The sequence below is a fragment of the Embleya sp. NPDC025285 genome (genome assembly GCF_055558835.1).
In genome coordinates this window covers 51792-78664 of record NZ_JBVHLU010000051.1, presented here as the reverse complement: position 1 = coordinate 78664, position 26873 = coordinate 51792, and the positions used below count along the sequence as shown (strand labels likewise).

General features: G+C 72.6%; 24 protein-coding genes. 2 read left to right on the top strand and 22 right to left on the bottom strand.

Annotated elements, in window-relative coordinates:
• Positions 1–453: 453 nt before the first annotated feature.
• The 12 genes from ACZ4FV_RS29885 to ACZ4FV_RS29830 all read right to left on the bottom strand — a co-directional run bounded on the left by ACZ4FV_RS29885 (position 454) and on the right by ACZ4FV_RS29830 (position 12586).
• Positions 454–909, bottom strand: coding sequence for a nuclease-related domain-containing protein (locus tag ACZ4FV_RS29885; protein ID WP_465323745.1), 456 nt, complete (start codon positions 907–909; stop codon positions 454–456).
• A 274-nt stretch (positions 910–1183) separates the two neighbouring features.
• Positions 1184–2722, bottom strand: coding sequence for a hypothetical protein (locus tag ACZ4FV_RS29880; protein WP_465323744.1), 1539 nt, complete (start codon positions 2720–2722; stop codon positions 1184–1186).
• A gap of 9 nt (positions 2723–2731) precedes the next feature.
• Positions 2732–3058 (bottom strand): hypothetical protein, encoded by a 327-nt coding sequence (locus ACZ4FV_RS29875; protein ID WP_465323743.1) that lies wholly within the window; start codon positions 3056–3058, stop codon positions 2732–2734.
• Between the two features lie 103 nt (positions 3059–3161).
• On the bottom strand, positions 3162–3506 hold the full coding sequence (locus ACZ4FV_RS29870) for a histone-like nucleoid-structuring protein Lsr2 (protein ID WP_465323742.1): 345 nt from the start codon (positions 3504–3506) through the stop codon (positions 3162–3164).
• 89 nt (positions 3507–3595) lie between these two features.
• On the bottom strand, positions 3596–4801 hold the full coding sequence (locus tag ACZ4FV_RS29865; protein ID WP_465323741.1) for a C40 family peptidase: 1206 nt from the start codon (positions 4799–4801) through the stop codon (positions 3596–3598).
• Positions 4802–4804: 3 nt separating this feature from the next.
• Positions 4805–5629: a hypothetical protein gene (locus ACZ4FV_RS29860; RefSeq protein ID WP_465323740.1), complete on the bottom strand. Its 825-nt coding sequence runs from the start codon at positions 5627–5629 to the stop codon at positions 4805–4807.
• A complete protein-coding gene (locus ACZ4FV_RS29855; protein WP_465323739.1) occupies positions 5626–7590 on the bottom strand; it encodes a hypothetical protein in 1965 nt (654 codons plus the stop codon). Before ACZ4FV_RS29855 ends, ACZ4FV_RS29860 begins: the two co-directional genes overlap by 4 nt.
• Positions 7591–7607: 17 nt before the next feature.
• Positions 7608–8135 (bottom strand): hypothetical protein, encoded by a 528-nt coding sequence (locus tag ACZ4FV_RS29850; RefSeq protein WP_465323738.1) that lies wholly within the window; start codon positions 8133–8135, stop codon positions 7608–7610.
• The gene (locus ACZ4FV_RS29845; protein WP_465323737.1) at positions 8132–10690 is read right to left on the bottom strand and encodes an ATP-binding protein; all 2559 of its coding nucleotides are present in this window, start codon (positions 10688–10690) and stop codon (positions 8132–8134) included. The genes ACZ4FV_RS29850 and ACZ4FV_RS29845 overlap by 4 nt, the downstream gene beginning before the upstream one ends.
• The gene (locus ACZ4FV_RS29840; protein ID WP_465323736.1) at positions 10687–11256 is read right to left on the bottom strand and encodes a hypothetical protein; all 570 of its coding nucleotides are present in this window, start codon (positions 11254–11256) and stop codon (positions 10687–10689) included. Before ACZ4FV_RS29840 ends, ACZ4FV_RS29845 begins: the two co-directional genes overlap by 4 nt.
• Positions 11256–11525, bottom strand: a complete 270-nt coding sequence (locus tag ACZ4FV_RS29835) for a hypothetical protein (RefSeq protein ID WP_465323735.1) — start codon at positions 11523–11525, stop codon at positions 11256–11258. Before ACZ4FV_RS29835 ends, ACZ4FV_RS29840 begins: the two co-directional genes overlap by 1 nt.
• Before the next feature lie 11 nt (positions 11526–11536).
• Positions 11537–12586: a conjugal transfer protein gene (locus ACZ4FV_RS29830; protein WP_465323734.1), complete on the bottom strand. Its 1050-nt coding sequence runs from the start codon at positions 12584–12586 to the stop codon at positions 11537–11539.
• A gap of 230 nt (positions 12587–12816) precedes the next feature.
• Here ACZ4FV_RS29830 and ACZ4FV_RS29825 point away from each other — a divergent pair, with 230 nt between their 5' ends.
• Positions 12817–13404, top strand: coding sequence for a hypothetical protein (locus ACZ4FV_RS29825; RefSeq protein ID WP_465323733.1), 588 nt, complete (start codon positions 12817–12819; stop codon positions 13402–13404).
• Between the two features lie 668 nt (positions 13405–14072).
• On the opposite strand, the gene ACZ4FV_RS29820 is transcribed toward ACZ4FV_RS29825, so the two are convergent.
• Complete coding sequence (locus ACZ4FV_RS29820) at positions 14073–15377, bottom strand: hypothetical protein (RefSeq protein ID WP_465323732.1); 1305 nt, start codon at positions 15375–15377, stop codon at positions 14073–14075.
• A gap of 920 nt (positions 15378–16297) precedes the next feature.
• Between ACZ4FV_RS29820 and ACZ4FV_RS29815 the strand changes: the two genes are divergently transcribed.
• A complete protein-coding gene (locus ACZ4FV_RS29815) occupies positions 16298–16936 on the top strand; it encodes an ATP-binding protein (protein ID WP_465323731.1) in 639 nt (212 codons plus the stop codon).
• A 53-nt stretch (positions 16937–16989) separates the two neighbouring features.
• On the opposite strand, the gene ACZ4FV_RS29810 is transcribed toward ACZ4FV_RS29815, so the two are convergent.
• From ACZ4FV_RS29810 to ACZ4FV_RS29770, 9 genes are all read right to left on the bottom strand, one after another.
• A complete protein-coding gene (locus tag ACZ4FV_RS29810) occupies positions 16990–18222 on the bottom strand; it encodes a PP2C family protein-serine/threonine phosphatase (protein ID WP_465323730.1) in 1233 nt (410 codons plus the stop codon).
• 802 nt (positions 18223–19024) lie between these two features.
• On the bottom strand, positions 19025–19378 hold the full coding sequence (locus tag ACZ4FV_RS29805; protein ID WP_465323729.1) for a MerR family transcriptional regulator: 354 nt from the start codon (positions 19376–19378) through the stop codon (positions 19025–19027).
• Positions 19379–21182: 1804 nt separating this feature from the next.
• Complete coding sequence (locus tag ACZ4FV_RS29800; RefSeq protein ID WP_465323728.1) at positions 21183–21947, bottom strand: hypothetical protein; 765 nt, start codon at positions 21945–21947, stop codon at positions 21183–21185.
• Between the two features lie 253 nt (positions 21948–22200).
• Complete coding sequence (locus ACZ4FV_RS29795) at positions 22201–22377, bottom strand: hypothetical protein (RefSeq protein ID WP_465323727.1); 177 nt, start codon at positions 22375–22377, stop codon at positions 22201–22203.
• 432 nt (positions 22378–22809) lie between these two features.
• Positions 22810–23448 (bottom strand): hypothetical protein, encoded by a 639-nt coding sequence (locus tag ACZ4FV_RS29790; protein ID WP_465323726.1) that lies wholly within the window; start codon positions 23446–23448, stop codon positions 22810–22812.
• A 286-nt stretch (positions 23449–23734) separates the two neighbouring features.
• The gene (locus ACZ4FV_RS29785) at positions 23735–24448 is read right to left on the bottom strand and encodes a hypothetical protein (RefSeq protein ID WP_465323725.1); all 714 of its coding nucleotides are present in this window, start codon (positions 24446–24448) and stop codon (positions 23735–23737) included.
• A 108-nt stretch (positions 24449–24556) separates the two neighbouring features.
• Positions 24557–25087, bottom strand: coding sequence for a hypothetical protein (locus tag ACZ4FV_RS29780; RefSeq protein WP_465323724.1), 531 nt, complete (start codon positions 25085–25087; stop codon positions 24557–24559).
• 286 nt (positions 25088–25373) lie between these two features.
• On the bottom strand, positions 25374–25802 hold the full coding sequence (locus tag ACZ4FV_RS29775; RefSeq protein ID WP_465323723.1) for a hypothetical protein: 429 nt from the start codon (positions 25800–25802) through the stop codon (positions 25374–25376).
• A gap of 798 nt (positions 25803–26600) precedes the next feature.
• Complete coding sequence (locus ACZ4FV_RS29770; protein WP_465323722.1) at positions 26601–26810, bottom strand: hypothetical protein; 210 nt, start codon at positions 26808–26810, stop codon at positions 26601–26603.
• Positions 26811–26873: the final 63 nt, after the last annotated feature.

The following is a 26873-nucleotide window of genomic DNA, read 5'->3' as shown; positions in this document are numbered from 1 at the left end:
GTGTGCAGGCCCCCCAGGGCCTGCACACCACACCGCAGATACGCGCCGGGGCATAAGCACAGCCACGCCGCCAGGCGTGTCCGCTTTCGCCTTTGCCTTTGACTTTGCTTTTGACTTTGACTTACCTTCCTTCCCTCTCCTTCCTTTTCCTTCTCTCACTTGGGTTTCCATCCACTCTCACCTCCTCTGATCTGACTCTGAGATCTCATCCGAGACCACCCACTCTCTGAGGCACGAAGGGAGTGGGTGGTCTCGAATGAGATCGAAGAAAAAGGCAGGTCAGAGGAGGTGAGAGTGGATGGATCGAGATCACCCGAAGATCACTCGAAGATCGCCCTGAGATCACTCTCGCGGGGCGTCCCCCGCCCGCGAGAGCCGGCCGCTCCTCTCTCCTCCGAAAGGGGTTTCGGCGACGCAGGGGACTTTCTCGGAAACGCCTCGCCGCCGGGCCTGTCACGGTGCCCTCGTGGGGTTTTTCAAGGCCGTCCTCGCCGTTTCGGCAATGGCCGTCATGCGGTTTTCGGATCGCCCGGTTCGGGAGGGGCGGAGCGTGCGCGCGAGATCGCGCGCGGGCACGACCAGGACGCCGTCGACGTGAAACCCCCCGCGCCGGACGAGGGCGCCGTGGACGGCGATGACGGGGACCACCTCCACGGGGCCGACGCCCGCGCGACGGGAGAGCTCGGCGGCCACGCGCGCGGCGATCCATCGCGTGGTGGCCAGGGTTCGCTCGTGGTTCACGTCGCCGCACCACAGGGTGCCCTTGCGCACGTGGACGCGGGCGTCACGGCGCCAGCGTTTGGTGTCCACCGCCCAGGTGTGGGTGCGCGTGCAGACCAGGTGGTCGACGTTCGCGCGGCTGTGGGGAACGGCGAGGTCGTGCAGGACGACAGCGCCCGACCGCTCCAAGGGTTCAGGTGTCGCGCGGTCTCGCGTTCGCCGCGCGCGCCGACGCGCCACGCGGTTTCCGCACGCGCGGGACGAGCGGTGCGAACGAGGTGCGCGAGGACGATCGCGACCGCGAGCACAATCCCCACGACGGCGCCGAGTCGGCGCGCGAGGAGGATGCCCGCGGCTGCGGCGAACAGCACGACCAGCGGCAGCAGTCGCAGCGCGCGCACCACGCGCGCACGGCGACGTCGGCGGTACTCGGCCTGTGCGGAGGCGCCCGCTCCGGCCGCGGTCATCGGATCGGGGAGAGCGCGTGCACGGTGGTGGCGCCGCGTCGGTCGGTGAGCACGATCGCCCGCCCGTCGACGATCGCCCAGGGGGTCGCGGCGCGCGCGGGCAGCTCCTCGATGCCGCGCTGCGGACGCAGTGCCGCCGCCGCCTCGCCGCGGGTTCCGTAGGCGAGTCCGCCGGTGATCGAGCGGGCGGTGAAACCCCAACCCGAGGTGACCGCGCCGCCGGTCATGTCGATGACGACGGGACCGTACGCGGCGATCGGGCCGCCCGGGTACAGCCACCGCGCGTGGGCGAACTCGGCGGCGGGTGCGTCGGCTCGCGCGCGCACGCCGCCGGTCGTGGCGTCGTGGACGACCAGGGTTTCGCCGGCGTCCGCAAAACCGCTCCACAGCGCGGCGACGACGCCGTGTCCGGCGCCGACGATCCGCACCATCCGGGCGCCGGAACGCGGGGCGGCGGGGGTGACGTCCCAGGCGACTTGGTCGCCGGCGTGCAGGGTCCACGGTCCGACCGTGCGGGCCGACACGGCGAGCGCGGTGTCGGCGGCCATCGCGACCGCTCCTGCGGGCAGCGGCAGCGGGTCCAGGGCGGCGCCGCGCACGGCGGCTGCGGTGCCGTCGGGGTAGCCGACCAGGGGCACGGATCCCGCGTAGGTCACCTGCGCGCCGGACGGCAGCGGGACCCGCTGCGGCCGGGGTGCGGTGGTGGTGTCGGCCGGCCACAGCAGCAGCGCGTCGGCGGTGCGGATCGCGATCACGCGGCGGGCCCCGTCGCGTGTCAGGTGCACGCCGCCGTGGCCGGCCGGGAGGGTTTCGCCGATCCAGCGCGGGGCGCCGGTGGCCGGGTCCAGGACTGTCGGGCGGTGGTCGGGCGTGATCGCCGCGAGCACGGTGTCGTCGGCGGCGAGGGTGGGGGTTTCGGTGTCGGGGGTGGCGATCGCGGCGGACCATGCGGAGGTGGTGCTCCAGCCGGCGGGCACGGCCAGTTTCAACGGGGTGACCCCGGCGGCGGGTGCGGTGCGTGCGGCGGTTTCGCGGTGTGGTGTGGGCCACAGTGCGATGGCCGCGCCCGCGACGGCGCCGATGGTCACCGTGGCCACGGCCGCGCGGCGCACGCGCGGGCGGGGGCGCTTCCTCGGCCGCGCGGGCAACTCCCGCACGGTCGCGGCGACGTCCTCGAAGGGCGGCTCGGCGACGTCGGCCAGGGGCGTCGCCGAGTCGGGTGCCGGCGGCGCGCACTTCGGGGCGGACGTGGGGGGTGGCGGGGTCTGCGACAGCAGGAGGACGTCGCCCTCGGGGGGTACGACGAGTTCGGTGCGGCTGCCGTCGCGGTCGTGGCCGACGGCCCGCACCGGGCGCGCGTGCAGCACGGCCTGGGCGCGGACTTCCAGCAGCGCGGCCACGTACGGGTCGCCGCCCTCGGGGACGGCGACGGGGTCGCCGTCGATGGTGGCGCCGCCGTCCACGATGCGGATCTCGTACACGGGGGAATCGGGCACCGACGCGGGGTCGACCGGGGCGGTGGGGGATTTCGACACGAGTCTCCTTCAAGTGTTCCCGGCCGCGCGCACGTGGGCGGGGACGCGGACGCGGGCGGGGTGGTCGAACGTGTCGGCGGCCAGGCGCGCGAGCGCGTCCAGGGCGCGACCTGCGGCGGTGCCCATGCGCAGTCCGCCGTCGTCGCCGTCGAGCAGCGTGGTGGCGTCGATCAGACGTTGGGCGTGCGGGCGGGCCCGCTCCAACAGGGCGTCGGCGACGGGAGGGGGCAGCGGCGCGAGGGGCCAGCGCAGGACCCAGCCGACCGCGACGAGCGGCGGCGTGGTGTCCTCCTGGGCCCAGTACGCGGTCAGCGTCGCGGTGTGCAGGTGGAGCACGAGGTGGCACGGTCGCGGTCCCGGATCCTCGGGTCGCCGGTGCCACAGTCCCGCCGGGTCGCACGGCTGGACGCGTACGACCCGGCGGGGGTGTGGAGACTCCTCACGCACGCGGTGTGCTCTCCTGGGTCTCCGCGACGGCGGCGCGCAGTTCGTCGGGGACGGGGCCGCGTCGGGGGACGTCGCGTCCCTGGGCGCGGGCGGTTTCGCGGATCGCCTTGTCGGGGCTGGTGGATCGGCTTCGGGATTTGCCCGACGGCCGCGCGGAGGGGACGCGGCCCTTGCGGCGGGCGGCGTCGATGAAGGGCGCCAGCGCGGCGTCGAGGCGGTCGCGGTTGGCCGGTCCGAGGTCGATCTCGTAGGTGACGCCGCGATACATGAATTCGTCGGTCTCGACGCCGTCGGTGCTCTCGTCGAGGTCGTCGTAGCGGATGACGCGCTCGCCCATGGCGAAACTCCTCAAGGGTCGGTTCGGGGTGTGGTCGTCCCGGGTGCCGTGCGCGGCGCCCGGGAGGTGCGGGGGAGTTCGGTTCCGGTTCACCCGCCGCGCGGGAAGTACGGCGGGGACCAGCCGACGTAGTGGGCGCGCCAGCGGGTCTCGAAGTCGGACATCGGGGCGATGTCGATGTGGCCGGGCCGGTCGATGTCGTTGCTGGCCGCGCGGCCGCCGCCGACGTAGATCGCGACGTGTCCCGCGCGCGAGGACGTCTCCCAGAACACCAGCGCGCCCGGCGGTGGCGAGCGGTCGCCGTCGTGGCGCATGTGGGCGGGCATCCGCCGGTAGTGGTCGATGGCGTAGTCGGTGCCGCTGGAATGCCAGCCGTAGGCGATCGCCACGAACGCCAAACAACGGCGATACCAGTGGGCCGGGCCGTCGACCTGGGCCTGCGCCCACGCGATCGCGTCCGCGGCCGCGCGCGGATTGCGGACCTCGGGAGGCCAGTGGGCCGGGCCGTCGGCGAAGGGGGCGCCCGCCTCGGATCCGTCGGCCGGGCGCGGGCACGGGTCGACGCCGTAGGGGTCGACGCGGTCGGGGTCGATCGGGGTGTCGTCGCGCAGCATGGAATCGCGCCCGACGGCAGGGGTGATGCCGGCGCGGTCGAGATCGATGCCGGCCTCCGCCGCGAGCCGGCGCGCCGCGGCCAGGTGCCCGGTGTACAGGGTGGGGAAGTTGGACTGCTGCACGGCCTGCGCGGCGGCGCCCGGTTCCATGGACTGCCACCCGGCGATCTCGACCAGTCCCGGCGGCGAGGGGGGCTGCGGGCCGCCGAAGAAGGCGTTGGTCGCGTAGAGGGGGTCCATGAGTTGGGCCGGGGTTCCCCACCCGTTGGAGGGCGTCTGTTGAAACAGGCCGACGCTGTCGCCCATGCCGTGGTCCAGGTTCAACAGGGTCGATTCCTGCAGCGCGGTGATCAGCGCGATCAACGTGGCGTGCCCGGGCAGCGCCCGCCCGACGGCGACTCGGTCGATGGTCTTGGCGTTGGCGAGTTGTTGGGCGTGGATGCCCTGGTCGGCGGAGACGGCGCCCGCGCCGGCGGTGAGTTCGGGTTGGCCGGGGCCGGCCCCGCACAACTCGCTCGCGCCGGCGGTGGAGGCGCCGAGGATCGCGCCGATCGCGGTGACGACCAGGACCACGGCGAGCAGGATGCACGCGACGATGACGGCGCCCTTGAGGAGGAGTTTGCGGGCGGCCCACATCGCGAGCCGGCGCGCGGCCTCGCGTCCGATCTCGCGTGCGGCCACCGGCTAGACCCCCAGGACGCGCGAGACCAGCCATCCGCCCGGCCCGGCGACGAGTTCGACCTGCACGGTGCGGGTCTCGACCTGGTGGCCGTCGGTGGCGTCGACGTCGATGCGGGCGACGACCTGGCGCCACACCCGCACCGGGGAGTCGCCGGGCAGGCCCGGGGCGGCCGGGCCCACGCTCGCGCCGGTGACGCGGGCGACGCCGCCCGCGGAGACCAGCCGGTCCCAGGCGGGGTCGGCGTACGCGGCGAGGTTCGCGCTCAGCGTGGGGGTGGCCCAGGGGGCGGCGCGGTCGACGGCGGCCTCGTGGGTCTGGTCGGCGACCGGGTCGCGGGTGAGGTAGGCGCGGGTCCACGCCTCCGCGGTGCCCTCGGCGCCGGTGCGGTCCACGCGCGCCGGCGTCGAGGGCACCGCGCTCGGTGCGGTCGCGGCGGGGCCGGCCAGCGGGGCGGTGTCGGAGCGGGCGGGGGAGGGGGTGGTGAGGGCCGCCGGGCGGGCGGGGTCGGCCTGCCACCAGGTGTGGGCCAGGACCGACGATCCGCCGACGATCACCGCGAGGGCGAACAGGGCCACGAACACGCGCTGCGGCCCGGCCGCCTCGCGTTGTTCGGCCGCCCATCGGGCGCGGGCGCGGCGGTCGCGCGCCCGGTGTTCGCGGCGGGCGCGGCGCCGGTCGCGCCAGGGTCCGTGTCGGGCCTCGTCGGGGTAGTCGTAGCCCGGTCGCAGAGCCTGGCGCAGACCGTACGTCGACTGCGGGGCGGGGTCGGGGTGTTCGTCGTCCCACGCGTGCGGATCGTCCGGGTCGGGGCCGGGCCTGCGGGTCACGACCGGCGCCCCGGGGTGGGCGCGGGGGCCTTGGCCCGTGCGCGGCCGCGGCGCGCGGCGGGCGGGCCTGCGGGGGTGGGGCGGGTGGTGGTGCTCGATACGACCTCGCCGCGGATGACGCGCGGGCGCACGGTGCCGGCCGGGGGCACGGTGCGGAACCCGCCGGAGGTGGGGATCGCGCCGTGTTCGGGGCGCAGCACCGCCGATCCGCGGGTGATCGCGGACGGCCCGGGGGCCGCCGGGGCGGTGGGGGCCAGGCTGCCCGGGGGCAGGGCCCGTCGCTGGGGCGCGGGCGGCGCGGCGATGGACCGGCCCTGCATGGGCACCGTGGAGGAGCCGGTCCGGCCGGCTCCCAGCGCGATCGGGGAGCGCGCGGGCGGCAGCGCCCCGGCGGCGGCCGGCGCCGGGGCGATGCCCGCGGGCCCGCCGCCTCCGCCCAGGGCGGGGGCCCCGCTGCCGGGCCGGCGCCCGCCGCCGGGGCCGCCGAAGCGTCGGATCCGCCCGCCGGGATTCCCGGGGCCGGCCGCGCTCGCGGGGCCGGCCCCGCGGGGCATGTTCGGGGGGCCGTGCGGCGGCCTCCACTGCGCGACGTTCTTGGTGAAGTTGAACCCGGCCTTGCCCAGGCCCTTCGCGGCGCCGGCGGCCATCTTGGTGCCCTTGGCCATCATGAACCCGGTCATCAGCATCCCCGGGCCGCCGACCCCGGAGGAACCGACGATGCCTTCGAGGGATTTGCGGAACTTCATCGCCATCACGATGGCGCCGCAGGAGATCCCGATCGAGGGCAGCCATCCCTGCTCCGGCATCAGGTTCGTCGCCGCGGTGTTGACGATCAACACGCCGCCGAGCGTCATCGTGACGATGCCCGATTGCAAAGTCATCCCGAGGAGTTCGTCGAACCAGCGCACGCCCCACTGGCGGGTGCGGCCGGGGATCATCCACATGCAGGAGAACACGCTGCCGGCGATCAGCAGCATCAGGGCGCCGATCAGGCTGGCGATCGACGCGAACGCCAACACGATCGCCAACAGCCCGAACAGGACGATCGCCACCAGCGAGAGGATGGTGACCTTCATGCGGCCGTCGGGGCGGTGACCCTGCCGCCAGCGCATGCCCTCCTCGCCGACCTCCTTCTCGCTGACCTCCATGTGCAGCCACTGCTCGCGCTTGTCGCGGTCGGTGCCCTGGTCCAGCAGTCCCTTGCCGTACTTCTCGCACGCGGCGAGCGAACCGAACTCGGCGACGCACCACGGCGTGAGGACGTAGGCCCGCCACACCGCGTCCGCGGCCTTTCGCGGCATGTCCTTGCGGGGGTCGCCGGTCATCGCGGGCGGTTCGAGACGGATCGGCTCGGCCGAGCCGTCGCCGATCCCGGACGCGGTCGCGCTCATCGCCACGTCCGCGCCGAACGTGCGGGCGTTGTCGATGCCCTGGGTCCACACCTGCGGCGACGTCAGCAGCGAGATCGACACGATGGTCGACACCGCCACCCACGCGAGTTGCCCCAGCTCCGACCCGCCGCCGCGGCGGGCGTAGGCGACCAGCCCGCCGAAGGCGATCCCCACCGGCAACAGGGTGGGCATCAACAGCCCGGCGGCGCCCTTGATCGCGCCCTCGATCGGCGGCATCAGGCCCGGGATGCTGGTGGCCTGGAACACCCACTGGATGACGCAGACCACGGCCGCGCCGATGGTGACGATCAACGACATGCACGCGTCCGGAATCACCCGGCCCATGCCGTCGCCGAACTCGCGCCACCCGATCTGCACGTCCAGCACGTACAGGTTCGCGTTGCTGTAGGACTCATAGAAGGTGCCCTGCCCGGCCGGGCGGGGCGGGGTGGGGATCAGGTCGCCGATGCCGCCCGGGTCCGGAAGGGGCTGGCCGTGGGCGGTGCCCGCGCACACCATCAGCGTGGTCAGCGCGGCCATCAACGGGATCAGCGCGGTCCGCGCGCGCATGCGGGGGATCGACACGCTCAGCCGCCCGTCAACGCCGCGACCGCCGGCGCCGACCCGGCGCCGGCGGTGCGGCCGACGTCGGTGTACTGGTCGATCGCCCACCGCTCGCCCTCGCGCACCACGCGCAGGCTCTTGTACGCGGCGATCGGCGCCCGGCCGGGGAAGGTGACGTCGTAGCGCACGCCGACCGCCCATCCGTGCGGGTGTCGCCCGTACGCGGGCACCGGCAGCGGCGTCTCCGTCCGCAGCGGGCCGATCCGCGCGTCGTCGGGCGAGGCGGACTCGGGCCCGGTGTGGCCCCGGACGCACTTCTCGACCGAGTCGCCGAACCGGCCGCCGATGGTCTGGGCCGCGCACACCGCCTGCCAGTTCCTGTCGAGGATCGCCCGGGTGTAGTCGCGGGCGACGGCCTGGACCTGGGCGCCGGTGTCGGGGGCCTTGACGGTGTCGGCGCGCTCCCCGTGCACGTGGACGCAGCCGCTCGCCCCGACGGCGAGCACGGCCAGCGCGAGCAGCGCGGGGGATCCGAGCGGGGTGGTCCTCATGCACTGGCCTCCGCCGGGATCGCGCCCGCGGGTGCGGGCTCCGGCCGGTCGGGGATCTCGGGTTCGCCCGCGTCGGGGGTGGTCGAGAGCATCGCGGCGAGTTCGGGGCTGGGGATGTCGATCTGCACGGTCGCGAGCCTGAATTTGTCGTCGCGCATGATGCAGTGGCCGTGCCGGACCTCGCCGGTGGGGCCGATCCCGATCGCCCGCAGCAGCGCGCGGGTGTTCGCGTCGACCGGCATGTCCAGCAGCCGCGCGACCGCGTCCTGTTGGGTCTCGCTGGTGAGCTGGAACGCGTACAAGGTGGTGATCTGCTCGATCAGGCCATGGAGTTCGACGACGCTGTCCGGGTCCTGGGTGTCGAAGACCATCGCCTGGCGCAGCGCGCGGCCCACCCGGGCGATGTACTGGAGGAACGTGCGGCCCTGGGCGGTGGCGGTGAGCACGTGCACCTCGGGCACGGCGACGACCTTGCGCAGCGCGCGCAGGTCCTTGCGGCCGGCGGTGATCACCGCGTAGGCGATCAGGCTCTGCATCAGCGCGTAGGACAGGCGGTGGGTGACCTCCCAGTCCTCGCGGGCGGTCCCGGCCTGGGGCAGCGTCATCCCCGGGACCTGGATCAGCCACAGGCCCGGGGTGGGTTCCAGCAGCGTGGCCCCCTCGGCGGGCCGGCCCATCACCGGGGCGCCCAGCGCGGTCGCCGCCAGGTCGCCCAAGGCCGCGCCGCACGCGCGCGCGAGGTCGTCGGCGGAGCCGCGCAGTTCCTCCAGCACCCGCCAGGTCGCCGGCTCCGGCATGCCGGAGACGACGTTGACGGCGGCCTGGATCGCGGTCTCGGCGCCGCGGGCGCGCAGGTGCGGCGGCAGCAGCATGTGCAGTTGCGCGGTGACCTCCATCTGCGCTGGCCCGGCCTGGAGCATGCGGAACAGGTCCAGGACCCCGGCGTGCTGGGTGTCGGGCTCCACGACGTGCGCGGGCAGCCCGAAGTGCCTCCCCGCCTCGACGAGTCCGCCCAGGTCGCCCTTGAAGTCCAGCGCGAGGACCATCGCCCCGCGGAAGGCGGCGTTGAGCAGCTCCAGCATCATCAAGGTGGTCTTGCCGCGTCCGGACCGGCCGATGATCGCCGTCGTGGTGGCGTCCCCGCGATCGGAGCCGGCGGTGAGGTCGTGGCGCACCAGTCCGGGCGTGGATCCGGTGAGCACGCCGACCACCGGGCCGTGGTCGTCGCCGACCTGGGCCCCGCCCCAGAACCAGCTCCCCGCGAGGGCGTCGGCGGTGCGCACGTGCCCGAGGTCCATCACGCGGGTGCGGTCGCCGGGCTGGGCCTCCAGCCACAGATCGCGCTGTTCCTCCTCGCCGACCACGACCTCGATCCCGCACCCGCCGAAGTGCGCGATGGTGGCGTCGACGCGGGCCCGCAGGTCCTCGAGTCCGACGTCGGAGGTCACCACCAGGCGGGGGTGGTCGACCACGAGGGTGACGTCGTCCCGGCGCATCGCGCGGGACAACTCCGCCATCGTGTCCTCGGTCTCCTCGATCTCCCGGCTCGTCTCGCCCGCGGACTGCCGCCCCGCGCTGTGGCGTTGTTCCTTGGCGAGCTTGCGGGCGCCGTCGACGAGCTTGTGCGCCTCGCGCCGCTCCATCACGCGAAACCGCAGGCTCGCCTCTGGGCAGACCGGCCACACGCCCGCGTCGAAGTCCTCGTCCCAGCCGTCGACGAAGTCGGGGGCGTAGGTAATCTCGCTGAGCACGCGCAGCCATTCGCCGGCGCCCGGCGACTGCATCTCCTCGGGAAAGGCGGTCATCGCCAGGACCGACACCCAGGCGGCGACGCCGCCCTCGGCGTCCATCACCCGCACGTGGTCCGGGTAGGGCACCACCCGGCCGCGGGTGAGCTGCGCGAGCCGGGCCCCGGTGACCTGCCCGGCGCCGTCGGCTGGCGGGGGCACGCTGCGGTGCTGTTCGCGGGCGATCGACCACGCCAGCAGGTCCACCCCTGCCGGTGCCGCCCGCCAGGGCGTGGCCTCCAGGGTGCGCAGCAATCGGCGCGCGAGCGCGTCGTAGCGGGCCATCTCCCGGTCCGACACCTGGCCCGACGCCAGCCCGGTCATCCCCTGCACGCCGGCCCGCACCTGGGCCGCCGCAGGCCCCATGCGGTCCGCGATCCGCACCCCGAGCAGCAGGTGGCGCCCGGGAAGGGCCAGTTCACGCACTCGACGAACCCACAGGTCGGCCCAGGCCGGGCCGTCGCCGGCGGTGAACATCGCGCTCGCCTCGGCCGCGTAGTCGTCCGGGGAGATCGGCGCCCACAGGATCCGCAGGTGGCAGTCGTACTTGGCGAGGGCTCGGGCCAACGCGGACGCGGCCTGGTCGTGTTCGGCGTCGCGCGCGGGCTCCGACATCAGGTCGGTGTTGCTGGCCTGGAGCACGTACCACGCCTCCACCGCGCGGTCGGTGACGATCAGCCCGTCCGCGATCGCCTGATAACGCGGCGGCGGCAGCGAGCGCTCCGGACCGACCCCGACCAGGTTCCCCAGCGCCCGCAACACCTTCACGCCGTCGTCCTCTCGCGCCGGGCACCCGCGCGGCGACGGGCCCGATCCATCCGGTCCGACCCCACCAGCCGCGCCCGGTGCGACCACGCCCACGACAACCCGGCGGCGGGCTCGGGTTCGGTCTCCCCCACGCGCCACCGCTCCGCCCAGTCCGTCGACGGCGCGAGAGCCGCCAGGCGTTCCAGACGCACCGCGGATCGCGCCCGCCAGGACAGCAACTCGCCCCGCCGGGCGAGGCGTCGTCCACCCAGCACCACCGGCCGGTGCCCCACCGTCAGGTACCGCACGGCCAGGCTCCAGCAGGTGATGTTGCGGCGCCGGTCCACCCGCGAGGACCTGCGCGCCCCCAACACGGTGACCAGGCCCGGCGGCAGGACGTACACGCTGAACGTGGACGGCGAGGGCAGGCCCAGCAGCAGGAACACCGCCCCGACCCACACGGACACCGACACGATGCCCAGGAACAGGGTGCGGCGTGGCACCCCTTCGCCCAGGTCCAGGCCCAGCAGTTCGTGCTGGCGCGGCTCCAGGTCGAAATGCCGCGTCAGCGTGTGCCCGGTGCGCATCAGGCCCCGCCCAGGACCATCTGCCACGCGCTCTTGAACATCGCGGTGGCCTGGTCGGGCGTGTAGATCAAACCCGCCACGAAGATCCCGGCGATCGTGGACGTCACCAGCGTGCCCCAGTCGCTCTTGGCGTAGGCGAGCACCGCGCGCGTGACCATGACCAGCACGAACAGGTTCCCGGCCGCCGCCAGACCCCACTTCGTCAAATCCGCGCCGGTGCCCAACGCCAACGCGTGCGGGGCCTCGACCAGTGTCGTTGCGATGTCCATGCGACTTCTCCTCACCCGTCCCCGCCGTGCACCGACGCGACCTGCCAGCGTTGCGCCGCCGACGACGACACCCGGGTCACCGAGACCCGATAGACCTGTTCCAGCGCGGCGCCACCGATGCGCCACACCACCACCGCCGTTCCGGTGCGGGTCTCGCCCTCGCTGGCGTCCACCGACCAGGACCGCAGCGCCTCGAACGCGATGCCCTCGGGCAGCGGCGGGATCAACGCGCCCGGCGCGGCCATCGCCGCGACGTCGCCGCGCGCGGCCAGCGCCACGAAGAACGTCCGCACCGTCTCGGTCGTCGCCGCGCCCAGCGCCGCGTCCACCGGCCTGGCCGCGAGCGCGGGCACACCGGCCGCCGGGCCCGCGAGTCCGAGCAGCCCGGGGGCGCCGCTGACCACGACCCGGCCCCCCGACTGGTGGACCGGCACCTCCAGGCCGAACCAGCGGGCGAGCGGGGCGACGCCGGGCGCGGGCGGGGTCTCCACCAGCACGTCCACCCGCACCCGGGCACGGTCGGCCCCGGTCGGTGTGACCGTGCCCGCCACCGCGTCGACCGCGTTCTGCCGGCCCATCCGGGTCCAGCCCTGGGCCGGGTCGGCACCGGCGGGCATGTCCACCGCCAGCGCCTGTTCGCGGTCCTGGGGCCGGGTCCCGTCCCACGTCAGGTAGGCCCGCGCCCACCGCGCTGCCACCGCCTGCGCCGCGTCGACCGGAAAGGCCGGCGCCTGCGGCGCGGCCACCGGCGCGGGCGGGGCGGGCTGGTGGTTCGGCGCGATCCACGACCGCACCCCGGTCACCGCGGCGAGGCCGACCACGCCCCACACCAGGCCGCGTCCGGCCCGCCGCAGCCATCGGGTCCGGTCGTCCTCCTCGGCCACCGTCCACGGCGTGCCCGCCGAAGCCGGCGGTTGGGGGGCGCGTTCGGCCGGCGGGGTGCGGCTCGCCTGCACCCACCGGTTCTCCGATGCCGCCCCCACCGCCGCGATGTCCGGCTCGGTCGGTGCGGGAAGCCCGACCAGGGCCCTCAGCCCGCGCTTCAGCGTCGTCGATCCCATGCGCGGCTCGCCCTCCCTCACCGACACAGCCGGTCGATAGCCGCAACGACCGCGCGCGGGCGAAGACACCGGGGCCCGAACAAGTGTGATCGTCCGGCCGGCCCCGCGATCACAACACAACGGACAGCGGTCACGCCACCCGTCCGACCTGCGGCAGTGACCCACGCGCCACCCCGCGCGTTACGCACCACAGGACCGCCACCCGGACGGCGGCCCCCGAGGAGGCAGTTGTGCGCGTCCCCCGCCTGGCCGGCGTCCTGGTGCTGTGCGCCGTGGCCGGATGCACCCACCAACCGGCGGGCACCGACGACCGGCCCAGGGCCCTGGACCCGGGCCTCGTCGCGGCCGCCGTCCCCCTCCCGCCCGCCGTCCCCCTCCCGCCCGCCGGCGCCCCCTGGGCGCCGCTCCCGCCCGTGCCGGGCGCACCGGATCCCACCGCCGAGGCGCCCACTGTCCCCGACGCCGGCGCGTCACCCTCTCCCGGAGCGGAGCCCGAACCCTCCGATCCCGACCGCGGGGAGGCCGGCGGCGACCCGGCGCGCACCGCGCCCGGCGGCCGAATCCCGGACGACGGCCGGGACTTCGTCGCTCCGCCGGTCCGCCGCGACACCGGCGAACGGGGGCGGGTGCACAGCGACGATTCCTCGCCGCAGCGCGCGGAGCCCCCACGCTCGCGGGAGCAGCCCAAGAAGACGAAGGAACCGGTAAGGATCCCGCAACCGCCCCCGATCGACCCGAAGATCATCTGCGATTTCGGCGAACAGGTCTGGGAGCCGAACTCGCCGCAGCAGAAGTCGTGCCGGTCGGTGTATGGCTAACGACGTCTTCGGGCCATCGTGCCGAGCACTCCAGCTACTCGCCCCTGAAAAACGGTTTTCGCAGGTGAGGAGCAAGGCCGACGTCGCGGCACTCCAGGCCATCGTCACCGGCGCCACAACACCCACCGACAGCCCCTCAACTCGTTCCTGACGCAGGTGCCGATCGTGCAGCCCCAGGAAGCGATCCACGGCGCACCCGGATCGACACCCGGACCCAAGCGCTTTACTGCGGTCAACACATCTCCGACCGACGGCTGCCGTCACGGCATCACCCCGAGACGCCTACCCCTGGCTCTGTCGGTGACAAGTGACCGCAGGTGTCGATGAGTTGTAACCGCGCCTCGATGGGCGGGGAAGTGGTATCGATGAGTTTGGGCACCAGTGGTGGGCTTGCGGTGGGAGCATCAGGAGTGCTCTTCGCCGCGAGGGGGCGCCGATGCCGTCACCGTCCAAGGTCGAGCTGTACGCGGCCATCCGGCGCGATTCCCGGGCCGGGATGACCGGTCGCGCCCTCGAGCACAAGTACGGGGTGGGACGGCGCACCGTCGCGAAGGCGCTGGCGTCCGCGTGGCCTGAGCCGCGCAAGAAGCTGCCGCCTCGCAGAACCCGGTTGGACGTGGCCCCGTCCAGGCCGGCGAACCCACCGCCGCAACCTATCGTTTGAGTTCTCAGCCAAGTTCTGCCGCACGGCCGCCGCTCTCGTTCCTCCGAAGGTCGAGCTGCTGGATCGTGGGCAGGAAGTTTCCGAAGTGATCGAGGCCGGGGGAGTGGCCGGAGTCGGGCTGGCGGCGAGAGTATTCGGGCTTGGGAGCCAACAGTGCCGGGAGTAGGCCCTTGACGGCTACGAGGCCGGCAGGGTTGCGGCGAAACTCGGCTTCCGTTGGGGAAACCAGTCTATTGGCGCCAGATTTCAGCATGCCTCCCAAGACAGGGTCGTGGGGTTTTCCCATGAGCAGTCCGCGGATCTGGTCGGGGAACGTGTATCGATCCGCGTTCAGGACACGTACGACGTCGTCGAGCGGCATGCCGCGATACCGGGAGGCGTGATCGTGGGCGGCCAGCAGCACACCGGTGTGCATGGCCTTTACCGCGGCGGGGTTCCTCCATTCCTCGGGGGTGTGCCGATATAGCTCTGGGGCGACCGCGGTGTCTTCTTGGGGCCCGTCCGGGGTGATCTTCTTGATGGTCGCCCGCGGCCCTGGGGTCAGTCCCTCCCACAGGCAGACCGCCGGGTTCGACAGGAAGGTGAGGTTGGGGTCGTCGGGCATGTGCTGCCCCAAGCCGACCGGTTCGCCCACGAGGTGGAAGAGATGGCCCTTGATGCGGTCGGGTCGAGGGTGCTTGTCGTTGGTGCCCGCCATGGCCAGGTGTAGTTTTACGTCCAACTTGTAGATACGGCGCACCACCTCGGCCAATCCGCCTCGCATGCCGTTGTCCACCAGGGACAGTCCGGAGCCGGGGCTGTCCACGGGGATGCCGACGCTCTTCAGGTAGTCGTGCAGGTTCTTGACGGTCCCGACGGCCTGTTCCGCCGTCACCTTGTTTCTGAAGGTTCGGAAAGTCCTCGGGTCCAGCGGAAACTCCAGACCGGTGATGCGCTCGAAGTCCTTCATTGCCGCTTCCGCGACGCTACGGGAGAGCAACAGCTCCACATGATCGAACTCGGGATCGAGGCCGCGGGTGCCTGCCGCGAGAACATGTCCGTCCCGGCCGATAAAGGCGGACTTCCGCTCGGGGTCGCGAGCCTTTTCCAGCTTGAGGTCCTTGAGAATTCGAGCCGACAGCCAAGTATTGAACGGACCAAAATAGGTCAGCGCTGTTTCATACGATTGCGAAACAAGCGCAGAATCTTCCGCGTTCAGCTGATAAGCCGTACACACGTCGGAAATTCTTGGAAGCACTTGTTCCACCGGCACTAGAGGGAAATCGGCTAATTCGGCAGGAACAGGATGATTTTGTCCGAGATTCGTCATACCGACCTCTCACCGGACACGGGCGGCCGGAGAAGTATTCGAAATTTCCGGCGGAACGATACACCCGCGGCGAATAGCCCTAGTCGGCCGGTTCGGTACCGCTGGCCAGCGCCTCTCACACGGTGTGTGGGGTGGCCCGCGTGATCACGCCGTGCAGCCGGACGCAGTCGGGGATCTTCATCTTCGTGCGCGCCTGTCCCGTCCCGGATGACCCAGCCCTCGATCTCGGCACCGGTGCCAGTGCTGGCGGCCGGTGGGATCGCCGACGGCCGCGGCCTGGCCGCGCACTTGCTCGGGGCGCCGCCTCAACGGCACCCGCTTCCAGGCCACGGCCGAGCCCTGTCGTTCCTGATCGCAGGTGGTGTCAGAACTCATCGACACTTCACGGCACGACCATCAGCTAGTGGTGCTCGAACTCATCGACAACCGGTGTCGATCGTCACCGACATAGCCACTACCCCAGTGATCAACCGGCCCCATCGATCCAGATCACCTTCCAAACCCGGGGTCCGGCTCGGATTGCGCGAGGAGGGTCGATGTAGCGCATCGATGCCTCGCATGCGCTCCCAGCCCGACTCCTTCGTCCAGCGCGCCACAACGTGGGTGATGCGTCGGTCGCCCCCTTGCCGGGCAGGGCCGGGTGAGGCGAAGCGGCTCTCGGACCGGTGCGCGCGTCGCGGGTGTGTTCGAGTCGACGTGCGCCGGTCGCCGCTCCGCCCGATCCACTGTGGCGGGTGAGGGTTGTGGCCCGGGTGGTGGGGCAGTCTGCCGACACGACGGCGTCAGCCCGGCAAGCGGGTCACGGCCGGCGAATCCACGGTCTGCGCGCCCTGTGGCATCCTTTGTCGGAACTTTGGAATCCGGGTGACGGTCTCGCGAGCCGAGGAGTATCCACGGTTCATTCACCGGAGAGGTGGGTCATGCTTCGACTTCGCGGTTCCTGCGTTCGGTGGCGCGTGCCGCGGCGGAGCGGGGCGTCCGGGCGGGCCCGGAACGCGGTGCGTGCCACGCTCGCCGGCTGGGGCTGGGAGGAGGATCGCGTCGCGGTGGCCGTCCTGGTCGCCTCGGAAGTGCTGACCAACGCGCAAGTGCACACCGACGGGGTCGTGCGGCTGGTCCTGCGCCGGACTCGAAGCGGTATCCGGTTGTCCGTCTCCGACACCGATCCCCGGATACCGGCCCGGCGCGACACCGGCGCCGAACACGAGGGCGGCTTCGGCCTGCACATCCTCGACACGCTCACCACCGACTGGGGTGTCCGGGCACGCCGGGGCGGCAAGACCGTCTGGGCCGACATCGACGACCTCCGCCCCCATGCGCGGCGCCACCCACGTCCGGTGCGCGTCCGACCCGGGGCCGTCTCGATCCGGGCGGCCATCCGCCCGATTCGCCGGATAGGTCTGACGGCGGCCCGCCGGGCGGCACGACCGCGCCGATCGGCGGTGTCGGTCCGGTGGCGGGTCGGCTCGTCGGCGCGCGGGTGGGTGCCGGCGGTGACGCGGCGGATGCGGCGCGGGAGTTCACGCCTGATGCTGGTCGACGTCCTCACCGTGGTCTGACCAGCGGCACGAGCCGGACGAGCCGGGAGCGGGTGTTCCCCGGCTCGCCGTGATCAGGGGCCGTCACCGTGCCATTGCAGGAGCACGATGGTGGCGTCGTCGTGGAGCCGGTCGTGGTGGTACTCGCGGATCGCCCGGATCAGTCGGCGCAGGGTCTCGGGCGCGGGCAGGCCGTCCGCTATGTGGCGGATGACGAAGTCGACGAACCGGTCGAGTCCGAAGATCTCGCCTTCCGGGTTACGGGCCTCGGTGACGCCGTCGGTGTAGAGCAGGAGCCAGTCGCCGGGTTCGAGGTGTTCCTCGTACAGCTCGACGGGCAGGCCCATGTCGGTGCCCATCGGGTGGGCGGGCGGGCGTTGCAGCGTGGCGACCCATTGGCCGTTGCGGATCAGGACCGGTGGGTGGTGGCCGCGGTTGACCCAGGTCAGGGCGCCGGTGGGCAGGTCGAGTTCGGCGATGATCGCGGTGGCGTAGCGGCTGCGGCCGAACTGTCCCAGCAGGGCGGCCTCGATCGCCTCGCTGGTTTCCACCAGGCCCACGCCGTGGCGGCGACTGCTGCGGCAGCCGGCCAGGGCGAGGGCGACGGTGAGGCCGGCGGAGGTGTCGTGGCCCATGGCGTCGAAGACGGCCAGGTGGGCGGTGTCACCGTCGACGGCGTACTCGTACGCGTCGCCGCCCATCTCGTACGCCGGTTCCATGGCCGCGCTGACGGTGACCTGCTCGCCGGCGAAGGAACCCGGCGGCATCAGCGTCCACTGCATCTCGGCCGCCAGGCCCATCGGGCGGGTACGGACCAGGCGTTCGTAGGAGTCGCTGTAGGCGCGTTTGCTCACCAGGAGCAACCCCACCAGGAGCGCGAGGTCGAGCGCCTTGTCGAGGACGGTGTCGTCGGTGTCGTCGGTTTCCAGGCCCAGCACGCCCAGGCGCTCGGCGCCGTCCGTCAGCGGCAACCACAAGCGCCTGGTGCGCGGATCAACGGAGTCGACATCGTCGGCGCCGGCCGGGGTCTCGACGGGTTCGGCGCACTGGAAGGCGCGGCCGGCCAGTGTGGCGTCGACCCGGAGCTCCGCCTCGGGGGAGCCGTCCGCGCCCTCCCCGTCTTCGGCCCGGCCGGGGACCAGGCGGAGCAGTTGTTGTTGCACGTCCACGAGGTAGACCAGCGGGCGCGCCAGGCCCAGCGGGCGGGCGTGCGCGGCGATCAGATCCGGAAGATCCTCCAGGACGGCGTGGCGACTCGCCCGGAGCAGTTCGCCCGCCGTGGCCGCACCGTTCACAAGGGGCTTCACACGGCTTCCTGTCCTGATTGCCCGCATCTGCGGTGGTCGGTCACGACGACGTCGGCGACTCGTGCCGCTCGGGCGGCAATCGAAAAGTAACAGAGAACGCCCCCGGCTACTGTCACAGCGCCCGAGCCCGCGCTTGTCCGGGTTGATGAGGCTCACCCTTTTCCCATACCTGCTCGATCCTGTTCCGCCGGCAGTGGGGAGGACCGGGGCCGCCGCCTCCCGAGGGCGAGAGCCCATCCGCTCCCTCGAGGGCGCCTCCGGGCGCAAGGCGCTGAGCTGCACTCACCCTTGACCGACAGGGTGCCTCGGACAGTGGTCGCCTGCGTCGTACGACATCTTGGATTCGACCGGTGCGGCTGCGGGTTCGCGGCCTGACGCGCGGGTGTCGTCGCGTGCGTCGGCGTGCGTGCCCGGCCGCGTCGTCGCGGGAGGCGGGCAGTCCGTGGAGGGCGGCGATGCGTGTGGCGCTGTCGGCGAGGCAACTCGCGATGTCGCGCAGGTGGGATCTGTTGTACGTGTCGGTCGTCCAGCCGAGGTCGTCCATGCCCTTGACGGCCATGCGCAGCTGCTCCGCCGCCGCGGCGAGCCGCTTCGCCAGGGCGGCCATGTCCCCCGGGTCCCGCTCCATGTCTGCCTCCGATCGTCGATCGGGCCCACGGCCCGAGTGGGTGCCCTCGGCGCGCCCTCCGCCGCGTTTTGGGCAGGGGTATGCCGCTCGTGAGGAGGACCCGGTGGGTTCTCGGGGGACCCGACCCGGCGGTTTCGGTGGCGGCGTCGATCCGCGCCGGGTGGTTTGGGCGGGTCAGGGGTTGTTGTCGTGTGTTCGGGTCTCGTTGGCGTCGCGCAGTTCGGCGTTCAGGCGCAGGGCCTCCTCCAATTGGTCCTCGAGGATGACGATGCGGCAGGCGGCGTCGACGGCGGTGCCCTGGTCGACGAGTTCGCGGGCGCGCTGGGCGATGCGCAACTGGTAGCGGGAGTAGCGGCGGTGGCCGCCCTCCGAACGCAAGGGAGTGATCAGGCCGTACTCGCCGATCGCGCGCAGGAAGCCCTGCGAGGCGCCGATCATCTCGGCCGCGCGGCCCATCGTGTAGGCGGGGTAGTCGTCGTCGTCGAGCCTGTCGGCCCTGGTCGGGGTCGAGCCGGATACGAGTGCCATCGGCGCCTCTCTGGAATTCACGTCCGTGGGAGTCGTTCGGGAAACGCGTCGAGGGGCCCCGGCGCCGTACGGCACCAGGGCCCCGAAGAAATCCACACCATCCACCGACACCCGTGTGTCGGTCTACCTGTTCCGCACGCGCCCCAACGGATGGGGGTACGGGGATCGCAATTGCGTGACCGCGGACCACCTTTCATATCGGCGTTCCACGGATCCCACTCGGTCGACGTCTTCGCGTGCCGAGCGGGCGATCCGGATGGTGTTCACTCCTTCCTCTCCTGTCCTGCGTGTGCAACGTGTACTGCCACCGCGGGTACAACCGAACTGCGGGTAATCCTCGGCCCGACAACCAGCCTCCGGAACCCTTGCCGAACAACGAACGGCCCCGGGGACTCTGCTGTCGAACCCTCAACAACGCGCGCCAGTTCGTCTCTGTCGCGCCTCACTGATTCGCTTGGCTACGGCAAAAAACATACCGCCCGACTTTCCTGATGTCTACTCCGAGCATGACAGATTTTCCGGCATCGTCGGAAGCGAAAGACCTCGTTCGTCGCGAGCGGTCACTCTCCGCCTCGGAACCCCGCCGGAGGGACGCCTCGTGGCCGATGCCGGCCGGTGACGTGGGCGATCGAAACGGCGGGTCCGTCGCCCCGATGTCCGTGCCGGTGTACCTCGCACGGGCGTGAGCCGCCCGAAGGATCGGTGAGTACGCCGTGAGCCTGCGGACGGCTCCTCTTTTTCGGGGAACGCGGGAGGGGCCCCGGTGTCGTACCGCGCACCAGGGCCCCGAAGGAACTGCTTCACCATCTACCGGCCGTGATTACTGTGCCGGTCTCGTGTTTCCGCAGACCCGACCGAACTGCCGTCGGGGTGCGGGGATCGCGGTTGCTCGACCGGAGACCACCTCACTATCGATGTCCTGCGGTACCCGGGTCCAAGACTTCCGCCCGGGCGATCCCGATGGTGCTCGGCTCCTCCGTGCTTCCCTCGAATTGCGATTACTCGTCTGCACTACTGCGTACTACCGGTGTTGCGGACCTGCGGTGGCCTCTCACAGCGCCACCCTTCGGCAGCCAGCCCCGTCGCCCGTCCTGCGTCCGCTTGGCTTGGAACCCCACTGCCGAACCTCCCGATGCGCGCGCCCGCAGCCGGCGCCTTCACCGAGGTACTGCTCACCTGCTCCACTGCCGGGGACTGCGACCTGCACCTACCGGTACTTCATTTGTGCTTGCGGCGGCCCCTATTGCCGCGGACCGCCCGATCCGGTCGTCAGTCCCGTCGCCCTGTCGCTACAACCGTGGCTTCGGAACTCCACCACCGAACCGTCCTGCGTACTGCGACCACCTGTACTGCGCCCGGCAGTTCGTCTCTCCGGGCCCTTCGGTCTCTCTGGCTACGAGAGAAACCATAACCACAGCACCATCCAATGTCTACTCCCACCACGGCAGATTTTGCGGTGTCCGAAGAGGAGGCAATCGCCCCCGGATGCGGAGTCTCCCCGGGAGAACGCCGCCCGCGATCGCCACGGCCGCCCGTGGACTGCTTCCCCGGTGGTCGGCCCCGTCGAGTTGGTTCGAGGGCGCTCATGGTCGTCTTTCGGGGGCATGCTGCCGCCGGCAGGGCCGGTGGAACCTCCGCCGGTACGCCTTCGACTTCGGGAGTCGTCGTGGACCACCGAACGCGGGCGGCGGCGTGGGCTTGTAGTCATCCCGCATTGGTCCCCGTGCCGTCGTGGGTGGGGCTTCCTCGGGTGTTTCGCCCACCGATTGCCGGGCGTGCTCGCGCGTGGCCCGGCACGGGGGCGTCATGCCTGGATGGACTCTTTGCGGAGTGCGGCGAGGATCTTCGCCGCACTGCTCTGGCCGATGTCGAAGTGCGCCGCGACGTCGGACGCGGTGGCGCCCGGGTTCCCGGTGAGCCAGGCGCGGACGTCGTCGCGGCGCTGCTTCGCTCGGGCGCGGGTGGGGGCGACACGACCGGCGGCGGCCAGCAGGCGTTCGGCCTGGCGCTCGGAGACTGCGAGGTCGGCCGCGACGGCGGCGGGCGTGATGTCCGGGTCGGCGGCGTACAGTTCCGCGGCGCGCCGGCGGCGCGCCTGGGCCGCAGCGTTGACCTTGGGGGCCTGGGGTCCGGGCGGGCGCCCGCCGCCGACGCCGGGGCCGGGGCGGTTGGCGGCCCAGGCGCGCATGGTGCGCCGGTACCAGTGCGGAACCCCGCCGGGTTCCCGGTCGGTGGGCGGGAAACGTGCCACGGCCTTGTCGTAGTAGCCGCGGAAGGTCTCGCGGGTGGGCCGCTTGTCCTCGGGCGTCTCGGCGAAGGCCTCGTCGTAGGACTCCTCGATGTCCAGGAGGTCGAGTTCGTGCGGTTCGAGCGCGGGGCGGGGCGGCAGCGGTCGGCCGTCGCGGAAGGCGATGACGTCGGCCTCGTCCCACAGGTAGATCCTGGCCCCGTCCCGTTGGATGGTGCGGAGCTTGGTGTGCAGCTTCCAATTGCGCACGGTGCCACGGCTCTTCCCGAGGATCCTGGCCGCGCCGTCCATGCCGACGGCGGTGGTGCCGTGGGGAATCACGATGGTCTCCAGGTGGTCGCGAGAGAGTGCGGATCATACCGTTGAACCACCGGCTTTGACATCAAAAATATACCCCATTTAGAGCACGACATGAGGGTGGCCCGGAACGTGGGAACGCCCGCCCCCGCCTAGCGGGGGCGGGCCGGGCGGCTTGGGGCCGGGATCGAACGGCGGGGGCTGGCAATCGACCGGGGCTGTGCGCCGTGGGCGTCGGCTGCGCCGTACTACCCGGTTCCCGATGGGGAGTCCGGTGTCAGGACGAGGCGCGCTCGCCTTGGCGAAGGGACCGGGTTGCCCACAGGACGGCCCGGATGGGCAGTTCGACGATCAGGTAGCAGGCGAAGTCGATGACGAGGAACACGATGACCGCCATGACCAGGCAGGTCATCAGGTAGTGCGGTTTGTCTCGGAGGATTCTTTTGGAGGACATGGTTTCTCCGTGCGTGGGGCGGGTGGGGTGGATCGCGGCTGAAGGCAGCGCGCTCGAGGTGGTTCTCGCCTCGGGGAGGGGATCGCCGGGTGCGAGGGCGAAGCCGCGGCGGCGCGGCTCGATGCCGCGTCGTCGCGACGCGGCGCGCCAGCGCCGCGACGGCGTCGGCCGTTCGGGTGAATTCGGTGGTGTGGGCGGCGGGTTCTCGTTTCCCGCCGCCCACGGCTCAGGCGCCTTGCCGGGGTTGCCGGGCGCCGGTCAGGTCACGGACAGGTGCAGTCCTCGGATGCGGGGCACCTGCACAGGTCGGCGCGCCTGCATTCGTCGCCGCAGTACAAGCCGCTGTGGAGGATCCGCTTTCCGCAGTGCAGACACGTGTCTTCGTCCATGGGGATGCTCCCGCCTGTGGGTTGGTCGTGCCGGGGTGGTGGCTCAGGCGCTGAAGAGCGCGTCCGGGCTGCCTTCCTGGCGCACGCGCAACTTGAGGTCGCAGCCGTGGAGGTAACGGCGGACGCTCAAGGCGGCGTTGTCGGCGGAGGAGCGTCGGTTGTCGTCGCGGACGGTGACGACGCGGGGGTGGCCGGCGGCGGCGAACTCGCCCTGCGTGCCGGCGATTCCGGGGGTGACGACCAGGCGCAGGATCCCGGGGGTGTCGCGCGCGGGCCCGTAGGTGATGTCGATGACGGGGGCGCCGGTGGCGATCAACTCGGGTGCTCCGGGGCGGGTGGAGCAGTACAGGCGGGCGGCGGCGCGGACGGCCTCGCCGTCGGGCAGCAGCACGCCCAGGCGCGTTACGGGGAGCGTGGTGCGGCGTTCCTTGCCGTCGCGGCCGTCCCACGCCACGTGGGCGCCGGTGCCCCGGCTGTAGCCGGTGAAGGCGTCGAGGCGGACGCGGGCGCCGGGGATGAGGGGATCGCGGCGGACGGCTCCGGCGGTGCCGGCGATGACGACCGCGACGTGTCCCGCGTAGTGATGGGTCAGGCATGCCGCGAGGTCGGTGGTCACGGTGCCGTCGGCGCCGGTGACGTGTAGGTGGTCGTGGCCGAAGGGGTGGAAGTCGAGGGGGATCACGATGGCTCCTGGTGGGGGATGCGGTTCGGGTGTCGACCCGGGCGGCCAGCCCGTTTCGACATGCTCAACACTACCAGATTTAAAGCATTGCGATGTGGTGTCGGACTGCTCCGATCGGGGGGTTCCGCGCGCGCCCGTCGAAGGGGGCGGGCGTCGAGGGGCGGCCGATGCGGTCGGCGGTCGGTCGCGGTGGGCTTCGGGGTGTCCTTGCGGCAGCTAGGCCGGGGTCGTCCGGCGCGAGGGGGTGGGCCGGCCGCCCCGTCGCGGGGGCGGCCGGCGGGCTCGTTCACCCGAAGTCGACGTTCGGGATGACGCGTCCCGGGCAGTTGCGGCAGGGCTCGAACACCTCGTCCGACTGCACCGCGCCGCACAGGGGGCAGTACCGGCGGCCGATGCCGTACCGGACGTCGTGGCGGTGCATGAATGCGCCCATGCCCCGGACGTCGACGCCGATCGAGCGGTTGGCGTCCCACCAGTGCAGCCACCCGCGATGCATCTGGGCCGCGACCTCCATGGTCACGCCCGCCTCGCCGGCGGCGCCCTCGTGGTCCGTCGTGTCGCCGCACAGGTCGCGCACCCGGGCGGTGACGGCGTGGGCGCACGTCTCGATCGCGTCCATCAGGGCGGCGAACGCGGCGCGTTCGCGGGCGGCCCTGCTGTTCGGGTCGTACGGGTGGGCCATGAAGCCGTGGCCCCCGTCGGGGCGGAACGGCGGGCAGGGTGCGCCTCGGGGCGGCATGCCGGGGGCGTCGTCGAGGTCCTCGGCGATTTCGACGACCAGCCCGCTGCGGGTGAGCCAGTGGGTGAGTTCGAGAACCCTTTTCGTCTCGTACTCGGGACCGGGCGGTTCGGTGGTGCTCATGGGGCCGCCGTCGCCCTCTTCTCCGTCCGGGAAGAGGCCGACCCACATGGCCGCGTGCTCGACGTCGGTCCAATAGGTGGTCGACTCCATCGCGATCCCCCTGACGTCGCGGCGGATCAGGATGTCGGGCTGACGCATGGCTGTGCTCCTGGTGGTGTGCGGGGATGTCGGTCCGGGGCGGTGGTTCGGAGGGGGTTCGGGTCGGGGCGGCGGGCGCGTGTCGGCCTGCGGCGGGCGCGGCGTGCCCTAGGAGTGGTCGGCGTCCACCGCGCGGGCCAGCGCTTGGAGCTTGAGTCGCTGAAGGCGTGCGACGGTTGCGGACCACACGGTGTAGCGGGCCTGTTCCTGGTGTTCGCGGGCCCACAGGCGGGCGGTGTGCATGTCGCCGTGGCCGCCCTTTGCGCCGCACCAGCAGCCGCCGCGAACGATTTGGAACCATGCGGTCGGTGGGTGGGCCCATCCGGTGTTCGCCTCCTCGGAGACGGCGGCGGCCCAGCCCTTGTGCCTGTCGCAGGCGAGCCAGTACGCGTACGCGTCCTGGGCGTCGGCCGTGAGGTAGACGGGCGCGTGCTCGACGCCGGTGTGGGTCAGGTAGCCGGCGTCGGTCAGCCACTGCATCTCGCGCGTGGTCGAACCGCCGGCGAATCCGATGGCGACGTACGGTTTGCCGGTGCGGGCGTGGTGGCGGACGTGGGCGCGGCCGGCCGCCTCTGCGATCTCACGGATCAACTCGGCGCGGCGGCGGGTCAGTCGGGGACGTTCGGTCAGCGTGAACAAGGGCTCTCCACGGGGAGTCGGCGCGAGCGCGGCCCCTCGCGTACGGGGAACTGGGCGCTGGGGCAGGGTGGTTCGCGGGCGGTCGGGGTTTCGATCGGACCGCAGGGAGCGGCGGCGAAGCCCGGGGCGGCGCGGCTCGATGCCGTCGCCGTCCCGTCCGCCGGCGCGCGCGACGGGATCCGCGCCGGGTGCGGTGGGCCTCGGCGTGGCCTCGCGCGCACCGCTCGGCGGTGTCGAGGATGGTTCGGGAGCCGGGCGGCGGGCCAACCGCCGCCCGGCGCGAGGGTCAGCGGGGCGCGAGGGTGAGGGTCACGAACCCGGTTCCGTCGGCGTTGCGGCCGGCCACCGCTCGCAGACGGGCGCAGGTGCCGCGCGCGGCGGTCACGATGGGCGCGGCGAAGTTCACGACACCGGTGCGGCGGGGTGCGGCGGCGGCGCGGGCGGCGGCTTCGGCGAACGCGCGGAGCACGTGGCGCATGCCGGTCGGCTCGCCGTCCTCGTCGGCGAAGCACGTGGCCCACGCGGCGGGGGTGAAGGCGATCGGGAGGCGCTCGCCGCGCACGGCGGGCGTGCCGGCGTCGTCGCACGCGGTGGGCTCGACCGCGATCAGGTGGCCCTTGGCGAACGCCTGCTCGCGGGTGCCGTGCTCGATCATCTCGGTGCGGGTGGGGACGTCGCGGACGAGCGGGATGTGACGGGTGACGACGGTCGCCATGATGTGCTCCTGGTTCGTGTGCGGTTCGGATGCCATCCGGGGAGCCAACCCCTTCCGACATTTAAAACTATACCAGCTTTCGAGCATGTACATGGTCGTTGACCTGCGTTTTCGTGTGCTCCATCCGTGTATGGTTCGCGTCGGACGGCGGGGGTTGGGGAGGCGCGTGCGAGCCGGCGTTTCGACGTCGGAGCCGTTTCCGCAGCATCGCGCGAAAAGCCCGGCCCCTCCCGCAGTTGGCCCGCCGGGGGCGCCTGCGAGCCCGGCCGGACGAGAGGTTCACCCGCCCTCGCGGGTGGGTCCCGGGCGAGGAGGCGGGGGCGGGGGCAGGGTGCCGCCCGGGCGGGTGGGTCCCTCCGTTGTCGGCAGCTCGCCCCTACCCGAGCCGGCCCGGGGCCGCGTCGGCTCGCGCTTGCGCGACCGTGGAGCGATTGCCCGGATCGCGCCGGGTTTGCGCGATCCGGGCAATCGTGGAGCGGCTCGGCCGGCGCGGCCCCGGGCCGGTTCGGGTACGCCCGAAGGGTGACGGCAACGGAGGGACCCACCCGCCCGGACCACCGGGCCGCCGGGCCCCTCGTCCCGCGCCGGGGACGACGCACGCGGCAGGCGAGGATCCGCACGCCACGCGCCGCCCCCGGGAACGTTCCGCGCGCGCCCGTCCGGGCCGACCCCGGCCGTCGCTCCTCGGGGGGCGCTCATGGGCCGGGCGCCGGAGCTCGGCGGCGAGGCCCTCGACGGTGCGGCGGCTCGATGCCGCTCCCGCCGCGAACGCCGGCGGCCCGGCGCGTCGTTCGGTCGTCACCGAAAGTCGGGGTAGACCTCCCGGACGAGCACGGCGAAATTCTCGAACGACATGTCGAGCAGCCCGGCGTCCGCCATGGCCGCGTTGGCCTCCCGAGCCGCGTCGGACACCGCGACGCCGGACCGGAACGGGTCCTCGATCGCGCCACCGAGGGTTTGCGTCAATCGGTAGTACGCCTGCACGGCCTTGCGGATCTTGTCGTCCATGGAGTCCTTCTCGGTGGGGGTTGGGAGGCACGGAGCCCGGGACCGCCGCCGTAGTCGGCGGTG